Source organism: Arcobacter sp. ISO1 (genome assembly GCF_058105185.1).
In genome coordinates, this window is the sequence record NZ_CM176573.1 from 1,831,777 (window position 1) to 1,849,272 (window position 17,496).

The 17,496-nt window shown below is 31.3% G+C and carries 18 protein-coding genes; 16 read left to right on the plus strand and 2 right to left on the minus strand.

The window, feature by feature from the left end; genetic code table 11:
* Position 1: 1 nt before the first annotated feature.
* The 9 genes from ligK (at position 2) to AC2TY9_RS09050 (ending at position 8,698) form a co-directional block, all read left to right on the plus strand.
* Positions 2-721: a 4-carboxy-4-hydroxy-2-oxoadipate aldolase/oxaloacetate decarboxylase gene (gene ligK / locus AC2TY9_RS09010; RefSeq protein WP_489777078.1), complete on the plus strand. Its 720-nt coding sequence runs from the start codon at positions 2-4 to the stop codon at positions 719-721.
* 1 nt (position 722) lies between these two features.
* The gene (locus tag AC2TY9_RS09015) at positions 723-1,757 is read left to right on the plus strand and encodes an amidohydrolase family protein (protein ID WP_489777080.1); all 1,035 of its coding nucleotides are present in this window, start codon (positions 723-725) and stop codon (positions 1,755-1,757) included.
* A 17-nt stretch (positions 1,758-1,774) separates the two neighbouring features.
* Entirely contained in the window at positions 1,775-2,200 is a 426-nt protein-coding gene (gene ligA / locus AC2TY9_RS09020; RefSeq protein WP_489777082.1) for a protocatechuate 4,5-dioxygenase subunit alpha, read from the plus strand.
* Positions 2,193-3,041: a class III extradiol dioxygenase subunit beta gene (locus AC2TY9_RS09025; RefSeq protein WP_489777084.1), complete on the plus strand. Its 849-nt coding sequence runs from the start codon at positions 2,193-2,195 to the stop codon at positions 3,039-3,041. The genes ligA and AC2TY9_RS09025 overlap by 8 nt, the downstream gene beginning before the upstream one ends.
* 1 nt (position 3,042) lies before the next feature.
* A complete protein-coding gene (locus AC2TY9_RS09030) occupies positions 3,043-3,981 on the plus strand; it encodes a Gfo/Idh/MocA family oxidoreductase (RefSeq protein ID WP_489777086.1) in 939 nt (312 codons plus the stop codon).
* A gap of 29 nt (positions 3,982-4,010) precedes the next feature.
* Complete coding sequence (locus AC2TY9_RS09035; protein WP_489777088.1) at positions 4,011-5,039, plus strand: TRAP transporter substrate-binding protein; 1,029 nt, start codon at positions 4,011-4,013, stop codon at positions 5,037-5,039.
* A 13-nt stretch (positions 5,040-5,052) separates the two neighbouring features.
* On the plus strand, positions 5,053-5,583 hold the full coding sequence (locus tag AC2TY9_RS09040; protein ID WP_489777090.1) for a TRAP transporter small permease: 531 nt from the start codon (positions 5,053-5,055) through the stop codon (positions 5,581-5,583).
* Complete coding sequence (locus AC2TY9_RS09045; protein WP_489777092.1) at positions 5,576-6,973, plus strand: TRAP transporter large permease; 1,398 nt, start codon at positions 5,576-5,578, stop codon at positions 6,971-6,973. Before AC2TY9_RS09040 ends, AC2TY9_RS09045 begins: the two co-directional genes overlap by 8 nt.
* Positions 6,974-7,390: 417 nt before the next feature.
* Entirely contained in the window at positions 7,391-8,698 is a 1,308-nt protein-coding gene (locus AC2TY9_RS09050) for an OprD family outer membrane porin (protein WP_489777094.1), read from the plus strand.
* A gap of 45 nt (positions 8,699-8,743) precedes the next feature.
* Here AC2TY9_RS09050 and AC2TY9_RS09055 read toward each other — a convergent pair whose 3' ends face one another.
* The gene (locus tag AC2TY9_RS09055) at positions 8,744-9,163 is read right to left on the minus strand and encodes a MarR family winged helix-turn-helix transcriptional regulator (RefSeq protein WP_489777096.1); all 420 of its coding nucleotides are present in this window, start codon (positions 9,161-9,163) and stop codon (positions 8,744-8,746) included.
* 308 nt (positions 9,164-9,471) lie between these two features.
* Here AC2TY9_RS09055 and AC2TY9_RS09060 point away from each other — a divergent pair, with 308 nt between their 5' ends.
* The 7 genes from AC2TY9_RS09060 to AC2TY9_RS09090 all read left to right on the plus strand — a co-directional run bounded on the left by AC2TY9_RS09060 (position 9,472) and on the right by AC2TY9_RS09090 (position 17,068).
* Positions 9,472-11,346: an FAD-dependent monooxygenase gene (locus AC2TY9_RS09060; RefSeq protein WP_489777098.1), complete on the plus strand. Its 1,875-nt coding sequence runs from the start codon at positions 9,472-9,474 to the stop codon at positions 11,344-11,346.
* A gap of 10 nt (positions 11,347-11,356) precedes the next feature.
* Positions 11,357-12,397, plus strand: a complete 1,041-nt coding sequence (locus tag AC2TY9_RS09065) for a TRAP transporter substrate-binding protein (protein WP_489777099.1) — start codon at positions 11,357-11,359, stop codon at positions 12,395-12,397.
* Positions 12,398-12,406: 9 nt separating this feature from the next.
* Positions 12,407-13,120 carry an alpha/beta fold hydrolase gene (locus AC2TY9_RS09070; protein WP_489777100.1) on the plus strand — a complete coding sequence of 238 codons (714 nt, stop codon included), beginning with the start codon at positions 12,407-12,409 and terminating at the stop codon, positions 13,118-13,120.
* A 2-nt stretch (positions 13,121-13,122) separates the two neighbouring features.
* Complete coding sequence (locus tag AC2TY9_RS09075; RefSeq protein ID WP_489777101.1) at positions 13,123-14,148, plus strand: aromatic ring-hydroxylating dioxygenase subunit alpha; 1,026 nt, start codon at positions 13,123-13,125, stop codon at positions 14,146-14,148.
* A gap of 56 nt (positions 14,149-14,204) precedes the next feature.
* Positions 14,205-14,864, plus strand: a complete 660-nt coding sequence (locus AC2TY9_RS09080) for a TetR/AcrR family transcriptional regulator (protein ID WP_489777102.1) — start codon at positions 14,205-14,207, stop codon at positions 14,862-14,864.
* A gap of 231 nt (positions 14,865-15,095) precedes the next feature.
* Positions 15,096-16,556 carry a 4-hydroxyphenylacetate 3-hydroxylase N-terminal domain-containing protein gene (locus AC2TY9_RS09085; RefSeq protein WP_489777104.1) on the plus strand — a complete coding sequence of 487 codons (1,461 nt, stop codon included), beginning with the start codon at positions 15,096-15,098 and terminating at the stop codon, positions 16,554-16,556.
* 2 nt (positions 16,557-16,558) lie between these two features.
* A complete protein-coding gene (locus tag AC2TY9_RS09090) occupies positions 16,559-17,068 on the plus strand; it encodes an NADPH-dependent FMN reductase (protein WP_489777106.1) in 510 nt (169 codons plus the stop codon).
* A gap of 69 nt (positions 17,069-17,137) precedes the next feature.
* On the opposite strand, the gene AC2TY9_RS09095 is transcribed toward AC2TY9_RS09090, so the two are convergent.
* A complete protein-coding gene (locus tag AC2TY9_RS09095) occupies positions 17,138-17,440 on the minus strand; it encodes a chorismate mutase (RefSeq protein ID WP_489777108.1) in 303 nt (100 codons plus the stop codon).
* Positions 17,441-17,496 lie beyond the last annotated feature (56 nt).

Consider the following 17,496-nt stretch of genomic DNA (forward strand, 5'->3'; position numbering starts at 1 on the left):
TATGATTAGAAAACAACAATTAGGTGTAGCTGTTAAAAATATAAACAGAGCACCAAAAGAAGAGATTGAAAGATTAGAAAAGTTTGGAGCTGCTACAGTTCATGAAGCACAAAAAAGAGTAGGGGAACTTCATCCTGAATTAAAGCCTGTATTAAAAGGGAAAAGAATAGCTGGTTCAGCTATTACTGTTCTTTTACAACCAGGTGATAACTGGATGCTTCATGTTGCAATGGAGTTAGCGCAACCAGGTGATATTATAATTGCTGCTTGTACAACTCCAAATACTGATGGATTTTTCGGAGATTTACTAGCAACTTCTGCTATTGCACAAGGTGTAAAAGGTCTTGTTATTGATGGTGGAGTTAGAGATACTAAAGATTTACAGCAGATGGATTTTCCAGTATGGTCAAAAGCAGTAAGTATTAGAGGAACTGTAAAAAATACTTTAGGTTCAGTTAATATTCCTATTGTTTGTGCTGGTCAAATAGTAAATCCAGGTGATGTTGTTGTTGCTGATGATGATGGTATTTGTATTGTTGCACAAGAAGATGCAAAAATAGTTGCTGATGCCGCTCAAAAAAGAGAAGACTATGAAGGTGAAAAAAGAGCACAGTTTGAAGAAGGTGTTTTAGGACTAGATCTATATAAAATGAGACCAGGTTTAGAAGCCGCAGGATTTAAATATTTTGACAATGAAGCTCAATTGAAAGGAGAATATTAATATGATTATTGATTGCCATGGGCACTATACAACTGGACCTAAAGAGTTAGGTGACTACAGAGAACAGCAAAAAAAAGAGTTAAGTTTTGATCCTTTAGTACAACATGCAAAGGGTGTTATTAATATCACTGATGAGCAGTTAAGAGAGAGTGTTGAAAAAAACCAGTTGAAATTGCAACAAGAAAGAGGAACTGATTTGACAATTTTCTCTCCAAGAGCATCTTGGATGGGGCATCATATAGGAAATCAAAGTACAAGTAAAAACTGGTCTGAACATTGTAATGAACTTATTGCAAGAATAGTTGATATTTTTCCTAAAAACTTTGTTGGTGTTGCACAACTTCCACAGTCTCCAGGATATGATACAACTGCAAGTGCAGCTGAGCTTGAAAGAGTTGTAAAAGAGTATGGATTTATTGGATGTAATTTAAATCCTGATCCATCTGGTGGATATTGGAATGATGCACCTAAATTAGATGATAAATATTGGTATCCATTATACGAGAAAATGGTTGAGTATGGGGTCCCAGCTATGATTCATGTAAGTGGGTGTTGTAACCCAGTATTTCATGCAACTTCATCACACTATTTAGGTGCTGATACAACTGCTTTTACTCAACTTATGATGAGTAAAACACTATTTAAAGACTTTCCTGAGTTAAAATTTGTTATTCCACATGGTGGTGGAGCAGTACCATATCACTGGGGTAGATTTAGAGGTCTTTGTGACATGTTAGACTTAGATAATTTAAATAGTATAATTGAGAATAATATCTATTTTGATACTTGTGTATATCATCAAGAGGGTATTGATTTATTATTAGATCTAGTTCCTACTGATAATATTTTATTTGCATCTGAAATGATTGGAGCAGTTAGAGGAATTGATCCTTTAACAGGTCATTATTTTGATGATACAAAGCGATATATTGATAATGCAAAGATTAGTGATGAAAAGAAAAAAATGATATTCGAAGATAACATTAGAAAAGTTTATCCTAGAATTAATCAACATATTCAAAAACATTTTAATTAAGAAAAAGGGATTTAATTATGGGTAATTATGAAGAAAGAGATTATAAAGATATACCTGGGACAATTGTATTTGACTTACAAACTTGTGTAAAAGGTTATGAATTAAATAAATTTTGTGACACTTTAAATAAACCTGATGCAAGGGAAGCTTTTTTAGCTGATGAAGAAGAATATATGAGTAGATTTCCTAAATTAACAGAAGAGATGAAAGATGGTATTAGAAGAAAAGATTTAAACTACCTTCTTGAATTAGGTGGAAATATCTATTATTTATGGAAAATTGCTGCAACTTTAGGTGTACATATGCAACAAGCTGGAGCAATGATGTCTGAAGAACCAAATAAAATGACAACTGAGCAATTTCAGCAAATGATGATTGATGGTGGAAGACCAATTGAAGGAAATAGAAGTATAAAAGAGAATGAGGAGAAGAAAAATGGCTAAGATAATCGGAGGAATAGGTACTTCACACATACCAACAATTATGCTTAAAATGGACAATAAAGAGATGACTGGTCCATATTGGGAACCATTTAATGAAGGGATTAAGCCTTTAAGAGCATGGATGAAAGAGAAAAAACCTGATGTTTGTATTATTGTTTATAATGACCATGGTTCAAACTTTTCATTAAAAAATGTAATACCTTTTGGACTTGGTATTGCTGATGAGTATTTACCTGCTGATGAAGGATATGGAAGAAGAAAAGTTCCAACTTTTAAAGGGGACTCTGCTTTATCTTGTCATTTAGCAGAACACTTTAATGAAAAAGAGTTTGATGTTGCTATGTCATTTGAATTAGATGTAGACCATGGTTTTTCTGTTCCCGCTTCTTTAGCATTTGGTGAAGAATTAGAAGAGTGGCCTTGTAAGTTTATCCCATTATATGTTGGTGTTGTTCAATATCCTCAACCAAAAGGAAATAGATGCTACAACTTAGGAAAAGCTATTAGAGAAGCTATTGAATCTTATCCTGAAGATATTAATGTTGCAATTATGGGAACAGGTGGATTATCACATCAATTACAAGGACCAAGAGCAGGTTTAATTAATGTTAATTATGACACTTGGTGGTTAGATAATTTAGTAAAAGATCCAGAATCTATAAAAGATATCTCAGTAACTGAATTGATTAGAGAAACAGGAAGTGAAGGTGCTGAGGCAATTATGTGGTTAACAATGAGAGGCGCATTAGACAAAGAAGTAAATGAAGTTTATAGATTTATGCACGTACCAATTTCGAATACTAATTATTCATTAACAATTTTAGAAAATAAGGAGGACTAGTATGAAAATTTGTGTTGTAGGAAATGGAGCTTTTGGAAAAAAACATTTAGATGCTATATCAAATATTGAGGGTGCTGAGGTAGTTTGTTTAGTTGGTAGAAGAGAAGAGGGTACAAAAAAAGTAGCTGAAGAATTTAATGTTCCAAATTATGTACTTACTTTAGAAGATGCTTTAAAATATGATTTTGATGCAGCAATTATTACTAGTCCAACTCAAATTCACGCGCAACAAGCAATCGCTTTAATGGATGCAGGGAAACATGTAATGATTGAAATTCCAATGGCTGATTCATTAGCAGATGCCCAAGCAATTGTAGATAAACAAAAAGAGACCGGACTTGTTGCTATGGCTGGACATACAAGAAGATTTAATCCATCTCATCAATATGTTCATAATAAAATTACGGCTGGTGAATTAAAAATTCAACAAATGGACGTGCAGACATATTTTTTTAGAAGAACAAATACAAATGCCTTAGGTGAGCCAAGATCATGGGTTGACCACTTATTATGGCACCATGCTTGTCATACAGTTGATTTATTTGCTTACCAAACGGGGGAAGAGATTGTTGATGTTCAAGCAATGCAAGGACCAATTAATCCTGAACTTGGAATTGCAATGGATATGAGTATTGGTTTAAAAACGGCATCAGGAACAATTTGTACTTTATCATTATCATTTAACAATGATGGGCCATTAGGAACTTTCTTTAGATATATCTGTGATAATGGAACTTATATAGCTAGATATGATGATTTATTTACGGGAAAAGAAGAGCAAATTGATGTTTCAAATGTTGCAGTTTCTATGAATGGAATTGAGTTACAAGATAGAGAGTTTATCTCAGCAATTAAAGATGGACGTGAACCAAATGCAAGTGTACAACAAGCATTATCGGCAATGAAAGTTCTAGATGCTTTAGAAAAAGCAATGAAGTAATAAAAGATTAGTGAAAAAAGGGAAAAGACATGAAAAATCTAATTAAAAAGGGAAGCATTCTTGTTAGTACATTGTTATTAGCAGGTTCAGCTTATGCAGCGGAGACATTAACAGTTCATCACTTTTTAAGTCCAAAAGCTCCTCTTCAAACTGAGTTTTTAGAGCCTTGGGCAAAAAAAGTTGAAGAAGCATCTAAAGGAAAATTAAAAATTGAAATTTTCCCATCGATGACTATGGGAGGAAAGCCACCTGAACTATATAAGCAAGTAAGAGATGGTGTTGCAGATATCGTTTGGACACTTCCTGGATATACTCCTGGTGTATTTCCAAGAACTGAAGTTTTTGAACTCCCAACTGTTCATGTTGGTGATTCTCTTGCAACTGCAATTGCAATTAAAGAAAATATGGATTTGATTAAAGATGACTTTAATAAAATTAAGCCTTTGATGGTTTATACAGCTGCAGGTAATGCAATTCATACAACTGAAAAACAAATATCATCGGTTGAAGATCTACAAGGTTTAAAACTTAGAGCTCCATCAAGAACTGCAGGATGGTATATATCTGCATTGGGTGCAGAGCCAGTAGGTATGCCTTTACCAGCACTTCCTCAAGCTCTATCAAAAGGTGTAGTTGATGGAGGATTTATTCCTTTTGAAGTGTTTCCTGCACTTAAGTTTCATAATTTAACTAAACATTCAGTTGAGGGGCCAAATGGTGAGAGATTCGGTACTTCTGTATTTATGTTACTTATGAACGAAGATAGATTTAAATCATTGGATAAAGAGCTACAAAAAATCTTAATTGACAGTGTAGATATGGATATGGTTAAAAAAGTTGGGCAAATTTGGATGGATGTTGAAGAACCAGGTAAGAAGATGCAAAATGAATCAAAAGGTGGAAAAGTTCACAAATTAAGCAAAGACGAGATGGCAAAATTTGACAAAATAGGTGAGCAAGTGGTTCAAAGATGGATTGAAGAAGCAACTTCAAAGGGTATTGATGGACAAAAACTAGTAGATGAGGCTAGAAAGGCTATTTCTAAAAATAGCAAATAAATAAGGTTTTATAATGCAAGCTAGATTAAGATTATATTTTGAGGGGAAGCTAAAAAGAATATGCCTTTGGTGGGTTTATTTAGCTGGTATTTTACTTTTTATTGTAGTTATGACTACAGTGATTAATATAGCAGCATTTGGTTTAGACAAGATGGCTAGAATTTTTGATTCTAATGTATCAGCACTTTCTGGTTATGAGGATTTGGTTAGATTATTAACAAGTTGTATTGCTTTAATGTTTTTCCCTTGGGCACAAGCTCAAAGGGGACATGTTGCAGTAGACTTTTTTGCAAATAAATTCTCACCAAAAGTGCAACAATATTTTGATATGTTGTGGTTAACTTGTACTTTAGTTTTTGTGGTTTTTTTAACAATTCTTATGTTTATGGGAATGATTGAATCATATGACGATGGTGCAGTTTCAGTTACATTAGGTTGGCCAGAATGGCCATTCTATGCACCAGGAATTATTTCACTTGCTTTATGGGCAGTTGTTTTAGCATTCCAAATATTTTTACATAAAGGGGGAAAAATAGATGGCTGATAAAGAATTAATTGGTTTATTAGGCTTAGGCTTATTTTTCTTACTTTTAATATTAAAAGCTAGGGTTGCTTTTGCAATGGCTTTTACAGGAATAATAGGAACTTATGTATTATCAGTTAATGTTTCTTATATTAGATTTGAACCATATATTATGCAATACAAAAGTTTATTATGGGAAAACTTGGCAAATTATAATCTATCAGTTATACCATTATTTATATTGATGGGATATCTAGCAAATTATACAGGGCTTGCAAAAGATTTATTTGCAGGAATGAATGCACTACTTGGTAGATTTAAAGGTGGAGTAGCAATAACATCAATTGGAGCTTGCGCCGGTTTCGGAGCAGTTTCTGGTTCATCATTAGCAACAGCATCTACAATGGGAAAAATTGCATTGCCAGAATTGGAGAAACTAAATTATTCTCCTAGACTTGCAACTGGTACTTTAGCTGCAGGTGGAACGCTTGGAATTTTAATACCACCTTCAATTGCTTTAATTTTATATTCAATTGTAGTTGAAGCTTCAATTATTGAGATGTTCCAAGCAGCAATTTTACCAGGTTTATTAGCAGTATTATTCTTCATAATGGTAATAGTTATTCAAGTTAAATTAAAACCTGAGTTAGCACCGCTTTCAAAGCCTCTAAGTAAAGAGGAAAGAAATAAAGCTTTATGGGGATTAATTCCTGTTGTTTTAACCTTTGGTTCAATTATTCTTGGTCTTGGTCTAGGATTATTTACTCCTACTCCAGCAGCTGCGGCTGGTGCTTTTATTATTGCAATGTATGGAGTATATTTAAGAATTAAAAAGGGTAAAGGTGAAGGTCTAACTATTTCAAGATTAAAAAATAGTATTTTAGAAACTGGTGTAACAAGTGCAATGATCTATTTCATTTTATTTGGAGCAGAAGTTTTAAAAGGTTTTTTTACAAGGTCTGGCCTTCCTCAAGGAATCGCAGAGTGGACATCAACACTTGATATGAATGTATGGCTTATATTAATATTGATTTTATTAATATTTTTAATTCTTGGCTTCTTTATGGACTCAATGGCAATGATTCTTGTAGTTATTCCATTTATTTGGCCTGTACTAATCACATTAAATGGTGGAGAGTATGTAACAGCATCAACTGCTGGTTTTGGAATGGACAATGAAGATTTAAAAATATGGTTTGGAATACTTGCCCTGATATCCGTTGAATTAGGTCTAATTACTCCTCCTGTAGGTTTAAATGTATTCATTATTTCTAAAGTAGCAAAAAATGTACCAATGAGTGAGACATTTATTGGAGTTATTCCATTTTTATTGGCAGAAATAGTTAGAATTGGAGTTTTATTACTATTACCAATGATTGTATTATTTATGCCACACTTTTTAGCTGGATAGATATTTAAAACAGTATAAGTTTATGTTTAAACTTATACTGTAAATAATAAATAAAAATTAGATAAAATAATACTAATATTAAGTAATATTATAAAAAAACTTCAAAAATAAAACGATTATTTGTTTCTTTTTTCAAAAAAATCTTTAAATTTATCAAAAAAATCCATAAATTAAAAAAATAAACACTAATATTTTTTTTCAATTAATACTAATTAAAATGCCTTATAAAAGGACTTTAGAGGAAAATTTAGAATTACGAAATCATTGAAAAAACAGTAAAAAATTATGATTTTATCAAAATGCTATGTAAATGCTATGTTTGCTTAAAAAGAACTTATGTCCGTTAAGCGAACTTTAAAAAAACTATTGTTAAAGTTATCGCACAAGTGTTCAAAAAATAAAACAAGGGGAAATTTTATGTTCAAGGTTAAGAAAGTAAGTTTAGCATTAGCAGCAGTTAGTGCATTGGGAATAAGTGCAAACGCAGGTTCTTTAGTAGAAGCATTATCAGGAGGGAAAGTTTCTGGTGAGGTTAGAAATATGACAGTTATGGCTTCTGATGTTAATTCAACTTTAGTAGGGCCATATAGAAATGCTAACTCTTCTGCTGTAGCTTTACAATTAAACTACACAACAGGTGATTTTTATGGGTTTAAAGCAAATGTTGGTTTTCAACATGCAAGAAGTTTAGAAATAGAGCAATCAGGTGCAGAAGGAACAGGTGCACCATGGAATCAAGAGGGTGAAGGAAGAATTACTCAAGAAGGTTCAATGTTATATATTGCAAACTTACAATATAATATTGCACAAACTGAAGTAAAAGTAGGTAGACAAGGGATTGTTACACCTTTAATAGCAGTTTCAAACTCAAATCCATTAAAAGATACATTTGAAGCTTTATCAGTAGTTTCAAAAGATATTGGAAATACAGAAATTAAAGCATATGTGATTAAAAAATGGATTGAAAGATATAGTGCAGAAAATAGTGCAAGAAAAACAAATTTTGATGATCCAACATTATCTTTATATGTAAAAAATACATCAATTCCAAACTTGACTTTAGAAGGGCAATACTTAGCAGTAAATGATGATATTGGAAATCCTTTAGATGCACCAAGAGCAACTAATGATGCATATTCTACATATTTTGTACAAGGAAATTATAAATTACCAGTAGATATGCCATTATCAATTGGAGCTTATTATGCTGGAACAGATTATGATGGTGATGTAGCAATTGGAGCTACAAATGAGACAACAAATGGTGGAAAAGGTGAAACTTCATTATATGGAGTAAAATTAGGTGGTAAAGTATTTAATACAGCATTTAAAATTGCATATACAAAAGTATCTGATGATAATTCATTCTTAGGTGCATTAGGACATGTTCCTCACTTCTTTAAATATAATGGTGGACAAATGTTTACAGATAATATTTATGCAGGTATGACTTCAACTTCTTTAATGCTTATTCCTAAAATTATTCCTAATGTATTTACATTATTTGCATTTTCATCATATTCACAAACAGATAAAGGACAAACAGTATCTGGAACTAATATGGATGGAGCATCTGAAATTCAAGCTGACTTAAGATACAAATTTAAAGGTGCGTTAGATGGTTTATCTGCAAGATTACAAGTAGCTCATGTAGATTTAGATTTACCAGCAAACAATGATGACACTATGGATATAGCTAAACTATATTTAACTTATAAATTCTAATATATTATTATATTAAGACTTTAGGGCAAGGTTATATCCTTGTCCTTATTTAACAATATCTTGAATCTTTTCTAAATATGTGTATAAATTCTCAATCTCTTCTTCTGTGAAGTTTGATAAAATTTTACTTCTAAATTCATTTACTATATCTTGAGTTTTTTCCATTACATCAATCCCTTTATCACTTAATGTAATAATAAACACTTTATTATCTATTTTTTCTTTTTTTATATAGTCTTTGTTTTCTAAAGTTTTAAGTGTCCTAGATATTGTTGTTCTATCTCTACATAAAATAGTTGTTAATTCTGCTTGTTTTAAACTACCTTTATTCATAATTATCTCTAATATTGCTCTTTGTTCTATTGCTATACCAAATGGGTGTAGTTTTTTGTTTATAGAACTATTTAATAAAACAGCAGTATTTGTTACAACAATACCAACAGATTTGCCTAATTTTGATGTCATTAAAATCCTTTTAAAAACGAAACTTTTACATATACATTCTTAAAAGAAATTAAAGTTCTTTTTTTAGTTTAAAAAATGCTATTTTATTGCTATTTTTCCTTAAAAAGAACTTATGTTCGTTAAGCGTACTTTAAAATTTAACATGTTACCATTTCTTAAGTGTGTTGTATATACAACAAAAAAATAAAAAAGGTAACTCGTTGCCTTCTTTAGGGTTTGCTATTTTACGATTGATTTACTCAATCGGATAAAAGTAGTTAAAAAAGTAAGGTCCCTTTTAACATGGGACATTTTAAAAGGGGAAGATAATGCAATTTCATGTAAACGGTTTTCATAGAGGGAATCCAGAGATTCAAAAAGTAGCAAATGGGTTTGAAGGAGAGCAAGGGGAACTTCCAGAAAAGTTAGATGTCTTAATCATAGGTTCTGGTCCTGCTGGATTAACTTTAGCTGCACAGTTAGCCCAGTTTTCAGAGATTAAAACTAGACTAGTTGAAAGAAAAGATGAACCAATGTATTTAGGTCAAGCTGATGGTGTATCTTGTAGATCTATGGAGATGTTTGAAGCATTTGGATTTTCTCAAAAAGTTTTAAAAGAAGCATACTGGGTAAATGAAACTCATTTTTGGAAGCCTGACTCAAGTGACTCTAATAAAATTATTAGAGATGCAAAAGTACAAGATGTAAAAGATGGTATTTCATATATGCCTCATACAGTACTTAATCAAGGTAGAATCCATGATTTATATATGGAAGTTATGAAAAATTCTCCTACAAGATTAGAAGTAGATTATTCACATTCTTTAGTTTCTGTTGCTTTTGACAAAAATGATAGCGAGTATCCAGTAGTTGTTACTATTGATTGTAATGGGATAGAAAAAACTGTAAAAACTAAATACCTAGCTGGTTGTGATGGTGCAAGAAGTATAGTAAGAAGTGCAATTGGTGGAGAACTTCATGGGGATAGAGAAGGTCAAGCATGGGGAGTTATGGATGTTTTAGTTAAAACCAATTTTCCTGATTTAAGATTTAAAAATATTATCAAATCTCCGAAAGGAAATATTCTTTTAATTCCAAGAGAAGGTGGACAACTAACAAGAATATATGTTGAACTTGATAAATTAGAAAATAGAGGAGATAGTAAAAAAATCACTTTAGACAGATTAAAAGAAGCAGCAAGTGAAATTTTTGCTCCTTATTCTTTTGATGTTCAAGAAACTGCATGGTGGTCTGTATATGAAGTTGGACATAGTGTAACTGACAGATTTGATGATGTTGAAGCAAATTTAACAGGTGATTCTAATCCCCATGTTTTTATTGCAGGGGATGCTTGCCATACTCATAGTGCGAAAGCTGGTCAAGGTATGAATGTTTCTATGGGAGATACATTTAACTTAGGATGGAAATTAGCTTCGGTTTTATTAGGTAAATGTGATGCTTCATTATTACATACATATTCAGATGAAAGACAATTAGCCGCACAAGGTTTAATTGATTATGACCACAAATGGGCAAGAGTTATGAGTGCTCCTGTTGATAACAAAACAGTTAATGTAAAAAGTCACTTTATTGAAGGTGGAAGATTTACTGCTGGTTTAACAGTTAAATACCAAGCATCAATTTTGACTGGAAAAGGAACTCACCAAGTATTAGCAAGTGGGTTTGAAGTAGGGGAAAGATTACATAGTGCACCAGTTATAAGATTAGCAGATGCTAAAAAAATAGAACTTTTAGAGACTATTAAAATTGATACTAGATTTAAATTATATATTTTTAATGATAGATCAAATCCAAATGACAAAAATTCAGCAGTTCACAAACTTTGTGATTATTTAGAAAACAATCCAAATTCACCAATCTTAAAATATACTAAAAAAGGTGATGCTTTAGATTCAGTGATTGATACATATGGAATTTTCCAACAAGTTCACCAAGAGATTGAGTTTGAAAAAATCCCATCACTTTTAAGACCTGCTATTGGTGTTTATGGATTAAAAGATTATGAAAAGGCATATTGTCCAAATTATAAAGAAGGAGAGAATATTTTCGATTTAAGGGGTGTTGATAAAGATAAAGGGTGTATATTAATAGTTAGACCAGACCAACATATTGGAGATATCTTACCATTAGATGCAACTGATGATTTAGAGAATTATTTTAAAAATATATTCTTAGAAAAATAAAGGATAGAAAATGTCAAATATAAAGATGAAGATTTTAGGAACGGTTATGGGATTATCATTATTTGCAAGTAGTTTATATGCAAATGAAAAGCCTATAAAGTTGATTTTACATCATTTACATAGTCCAAAAGCTCCAACTCATACAAAGTTACTTATGCCTTGGGCTAAAAAAGTTGAAGAGATGTCTAATGGAAAAATTAAAGTTGAAGTATTTCCTTCAATGACACTTGGAGGAAAACCTACTGAACTTTATAAACAAGCAAGAGATGGTTCAGTTGATATAATTTGGACATTAGCTGGTTATACACCAGGAGTTTTTCCTAGAACTGAGGTTTTTGAGCTTCCAACTGTTCATCAAGGTTCATCTTTAGCTACATCAATTGCAATAAAAGAGAAGTTTGATCTAATCAAAGATGATTATAAAGATGTAAAACCTTTATTAATTTATGTTCATGCTGGTAATGCAATTCATACAACACAAAAAGAAGTTAAATCAATTGATGATTTAAAAGGATTGAAACTAAGAACTCCATCAAGAACAGGTGGCTGGCTAATTGAAGAGTTTGGTGCAGAACCAGTTGGTATGCCATTACCAACACTACCTCAAGCTTTATCAAAAAATGCAGTTGATGGAGCATTGGTTCCTTTTGAGATTTTCCCTGCATTTAAAATTCATAATTTAACGAAACATTCAATTGTTGGACCAAATGATTCTAGATTTGGAACTTCAGTATTTATTATGTTAATGAACAAGGATAAATTTAATTCTATGCCAAAAGATTTACAAGATATAGTTGAAAAAAGTTTAGATATGGAGATGGTAAAAAAAGCTGGTCAATTATGGATGGATTTTGAAAAACCAGGAATTGAAAAACAAAAATCTTCAAAAGATTCAGATGTTACTGCATTGAGTGAAGAATCGATGAAAGAGTTTGACAAAGCTGGTCAAAGAGTTGTTCAAAAGTGGATTAAGGAAGTTAAAGAAAAAGGCATTGATGGAGAAAAACTTGTAAATGAAGCAAGAAAAGCTATTAATGCAAATACAAAATAGGATTTGATTATGAAATCTAAAGATTCAATTGTTTTTCTATCAGGGCTTTTGTGCGATAAAACAGTTTGGGAAGATATCCAAAAAGAGTTAGAAGATAGTTTTGATATTACTATGATTTCATTTAAAGGGTATGACTCTATTGAATCTATGGCAAAAAAGGTTTTAGATGAATCACCTGAAAATTTTATTTTAATAGGACATTCTATGGGTGGAAGAGTTGCCCTTGAGGTTTATAATACAGAGCCCAAAAGAGTAAAAGGTTTAGGTCTTTTTAATACTGGTGTTAATCCAAAAAGTGATGCAGAAGTTCCTGGAAGACAAAAGCTTCTTGACCTTGCTGATAAAGAAGGGATTGATTCAGTTTTAAAACAATGGCTTCCTCCAATGATGGGTAATCAAGGATTGTCAAATAAAAATTTGATGTCAAAACTTGAAAATATGGTTAAAACTTATAACAAAGAAGAGTTTAGCAAACAAATAAATGCACTTCTAAATAGACCTGATGCAAGAGAAGTTTTACCTAATGTAGAAGTTCCTGTTCTACTATTAAGTGCTACAGAAGATAAATGGAGTCCCATTTCTCAACATGAAAAGATGCAAGAGTATCTAAACAAAAGTGATTTAGTAGTAATTGATAATGCGAGTCATATGGCTCCATGTGAACAACCTAAACTTGTTGCAAAAGCTATAAGTTCATGGTATCAAAAAAATTTGAAAGGATAGTTATGTTCCCAAAAAATGCATGGTATGTAGCAGCTACATCAGAAGAGATTCAAGATAAACCTTTTGCAAGAGAGGTATGTCTTTCAAATATAGTTTTTTATAGAAATGAAGAGGGTAAAGTTGTAGCCTTAGAAGATTTTTGTACCCATAGAGGTGCAGCAATGTCTTTAGGTTTTATAGAAAATGGTGACCTTGTTTGTGGGTATCATGGTTTAAAAGCTGGGTGTAAGGGTAAAATTATTGAAATGCCTGGACAAGACCCTAAAAAGATACCATGTTTAGGATATTTCCCAGTTGTTGAAAAATATGGGTTTATTTGGATTTGGCCAGGTGAAAAAGAAAAAGCTGATGAATCTTTAATCCCATATCTAGAATGGCATGATAATCCTGAGTGGGCATATGCAGGTGGAGTTTTTGATATCAAATGTGATTATAGATTTATGATTGATAATCTAATGGACTTAACCCATGAAAAATATGTTCATGGTTCAAGTATAGGTCAAGAAGAGATAGATGAAAGTCCAGTTACTACTGATTATGAAGATGGGTTTGTGGTAACAAGTAGATATATGAATGATATAGTAGCACCTCCTTTTTGGCAAATGTGTATGGGACATAATAAACTTGACCCAACAAAAAAAGTTGATAGATGGCAAAAATCAAAATTTGTACCACCTGGGGCAGTTTTAATTGATGTGGGAGTAGCTTTAAAAGACAAAGGTGGCAAAGATGCGCCAAAAGAAGACAAAGTAAGATGTACAGTTGTAGATTTTATGACTCCACAAAGTGAAACTTCTATGTGGTATTTTTGGGGTATGGCTAGAAACTTTAATCCAGAAGATGATCAACTAACTCAAGATATTTTAAAAGGTCAGGGTGGAATTTTTGAAGAAGATTTAGAAGTTTTAGAATTTCAACAAAAAAATCTAGAGAAATTTCCAAATAGAAGTCTAATAAGTTTAGACATCGATGCAGGTGGAAAACTTGCAAGAAGAGTATTAAAACAAATGATAAAAGAAGAAGATTAATCTTCTTTTATCCTTCATCTAGCTAAAATCCAATAATTCTCATTTTAAGGTAAAAATTGTCAACTAGAAGAGACGATATATTAGAAACTGCAACAAAACTATTTAATGAAAAAGGATGTATGAATAGTTCAACTAGACATATAGCTGATGACTTAGGTATTAGTGTTGGGAATTTATATTATTATTTTAAAAATAAAGAAGAGATTATTATTGCTATTTATGAAAATTATATGGAATCTATTAGTAGTCATTTAACTTCTATTAATGATGATACAGATTTACCCTTTGATTATTATTCACTTTTTTCAACACAAATGGAATTAGAAAAAAAATGTGCCTTTTTAAGATTAGAAATTAGTAACTTATATAAAACATATCCAAAAGTAAAAGAAACAATAGAAAAAAGAGTTTTAGAAAAAGCCAAAGAGTTGAAACATCTTTTTTTACACCAATCAAAATATGGATATATGATAAGTTTAGATGAAGAAGAGCTTCAATTTGTTTGTTCAAATACTTGGGTTATAGGTTCACAGTGGGAACTTTACTGGATATTTACAAAAGTTGAAGATGAAAACCTTAGAAAACTTCATGGAATACTAAATCTTTTATATACACTAAAACCTTATCACACACAAAAAGGTTTGGAAAAATCTACTTTAATAACTTCAATTGACTTAATACACAAGAAAATAAATAAACTAACCACTAATAAATAAACAAGAAAATTCTAAAAATCTTAAAAAATTTACAAATTTATTTTTTCATAAAAATTGACTTAAAAATTTATCTTACTAGTAAACTACCTATATATCTATACTTCTTAAAAAAATGCTATTTTAATGCTATTTTAAGCTTATTTGTAACTTTTGTACGTTAAGCGAACTTTAAAAATTAAGTAGTTATAGTTTTAGAACAAATGTTCTAATTAATAAAAAAAGGGAAATATTATGGCAGCAAGAAATGGAAAACAATATTTAGATGGTTTAAAAGATGAAAGAGAAATTTGGATTGATGGTAAAAAAGTCAATCTATTTGAACATCCATCTTTTAAAGGCTCTTTGCAAGGTATGGCAGGTTATTTTGATTGGCAACAAAAATTTTCTGATGATTGTTTAGTTACTGATGAAGTTACAGGTGAACTTATGACTGCAAGTTTAATTTTGCCTAAAAACAAAGAAGATTTAGAAGCAAGGGCAAAATGTTTTGAAAGGCTTGCTAAATATTCAAACGGTATGTTAGGTAGAACACCTGATTATTGTAATGTTGCATTAACAGGTTATGTAAGTAGAACTGATGCTTTTAGAAAAGCTGGACACAATCAATGGGCAGATAATTTAGAAGCATTTTATAGAGAAGTACTTGAAAAAGATTTATCTTTAACTCACACAATTATCCAACCACAACCAGATAAGAGTCAGCCAGATTTAGATGGTATAAATGGGGAAGTGGCTTTTAAAGTAGTTGAAAGAAGAGATGATTGTATTGTTGTAAGTGGTGCAAAAATTTTAGCAACACTTGGGCCATTTGCAGATGAATTGTTTGTTTATCCTTCTGCCCCAATTACTAGTAATGGAAGTGCAGATCATGCTTTAATGTTTTCTATCCCAGTAAATACAAAGGGTGTAATTATGGTTTGTAGAGATCATTATGAAGTAAATGCTTCAATTCAAGATGCACCATTTTCTTCTAGATTTGATGAGCAAGATGCTTATGTGATTTTTGATAATGTTGAGATTCCACTAAATAGAGTATTTATGGATGGAGATTTAGCATTTTATAATAAAACTGTAATCGATCAATTAGGAAGATATGGAAATATCACTCAACAAACTGGAATTAGAGCAGCTGTTAAATTGGAGTTTGCCTACGATTTATGCCATAGAATGGCAAAAATTATCAAAACAGATAAAAGACCTGAAGTTATTATGATGTTGGGTGAGATTTGGTCTTATTCACAATTGACAAGGTCTTCAATAAAAGCAGGGATGGAAGGAGCTCATGACTGGGGTAATGGTGCATTTTTCTTTGATGAAAGTCCAATGAGAGCTTTAATAGCAAATATGCCTGCTTGGATGATAAGAGTAAATGATATTATAAAAACAATAGGAAGTCACAATTTACTTGCAACGCCAACTATAGGGTCATATTCAAATCCTGATATGAAAGATTTATTAAATAAATATATGCCAAGTGCAAATGATGAAGGTGCACAAGAGAGAGCACAAATATTTAGAATCGCTTGGGATTTTGCAGGGTCTGCACTTGGGGGAAGAGTTGAATTATATGAAAGATATTATTTAACTTCTCAACAAAGAAATCAAATGTTTGGACATGTAAATGCACAAAAAAACTTTACATGGAATCAAGTTGAAGAGTTTATGATTAACTCAGGTATAAAAGAAGGATAATTATGATGTTTAAAATAGGAATATTAGTTGCAAGCTCAGGGAATAATCAAAAATTAGCATTAAAACTTGAAGAGTTAGCAATAGAGCAGGGGTGTCAAGTTGAGCTTATCAATTTGGTTGATTTAGATTTACCTTTATATAGTACTAAAGAGGAAGAAAAAAATGGTGTGCCTGAGATTGCAAAATATTTGGCAGAGAGAATTTTAGATTTGAAGGCTTTTATTGTGGTTGCTCCTGAATACAATGGAGTTATGCCACCAGTACTAAATAATGCTATGGCATGGACTTCAAGGGCAACTGATAATTGGAGAGATGCTTTTAATGAAAAAGTTGTAGCAGTAGCAACTCACAGTGGAGGTGGAGGAGCTAAAGGGCTTCAAGCTATGAGAATGATGTTTCAACATTTAGGTGCAAATATTATAGCAAGAGAACTTCTTACAACATATGAAAAACCACTAAATGAAGATACAGCTAATAATATGATTATACAATTAGCAAAATTAACTCACTAAAATAAAATAGACTTTTTTAGTCTATTTTATTTGGTTTGTTGAGATAAGGTTTGAGTTGAGAAATATTTGTTATGCATTTTGTCGTTTATTCCACTCTTCTAATTCTGTTTTTATAAAAAAGTTTATCATCATCTTATAAATATCTCCAATCAATTCTGGAGATGCTCCATATTTAATTGCTAATTCTTTTTTAGATTCAATAACTTTAACTACTCTATTGGAATCTTTTACTGCCGTTTCATCTTTTTTAAATTTTGATGCTTCATGTACATATTTTGATCTTTTTGAAATCAGTTTTACAATGTCTGCATCTATTTCATCTATTGCAGATCTTATATCATTCATATCTTTACATTTTTTTGGTTCTATCATTTTATTTTTTTCTATTCTATGTATAACGTTTAAAATGAGCCAATAAATTGCCCGTA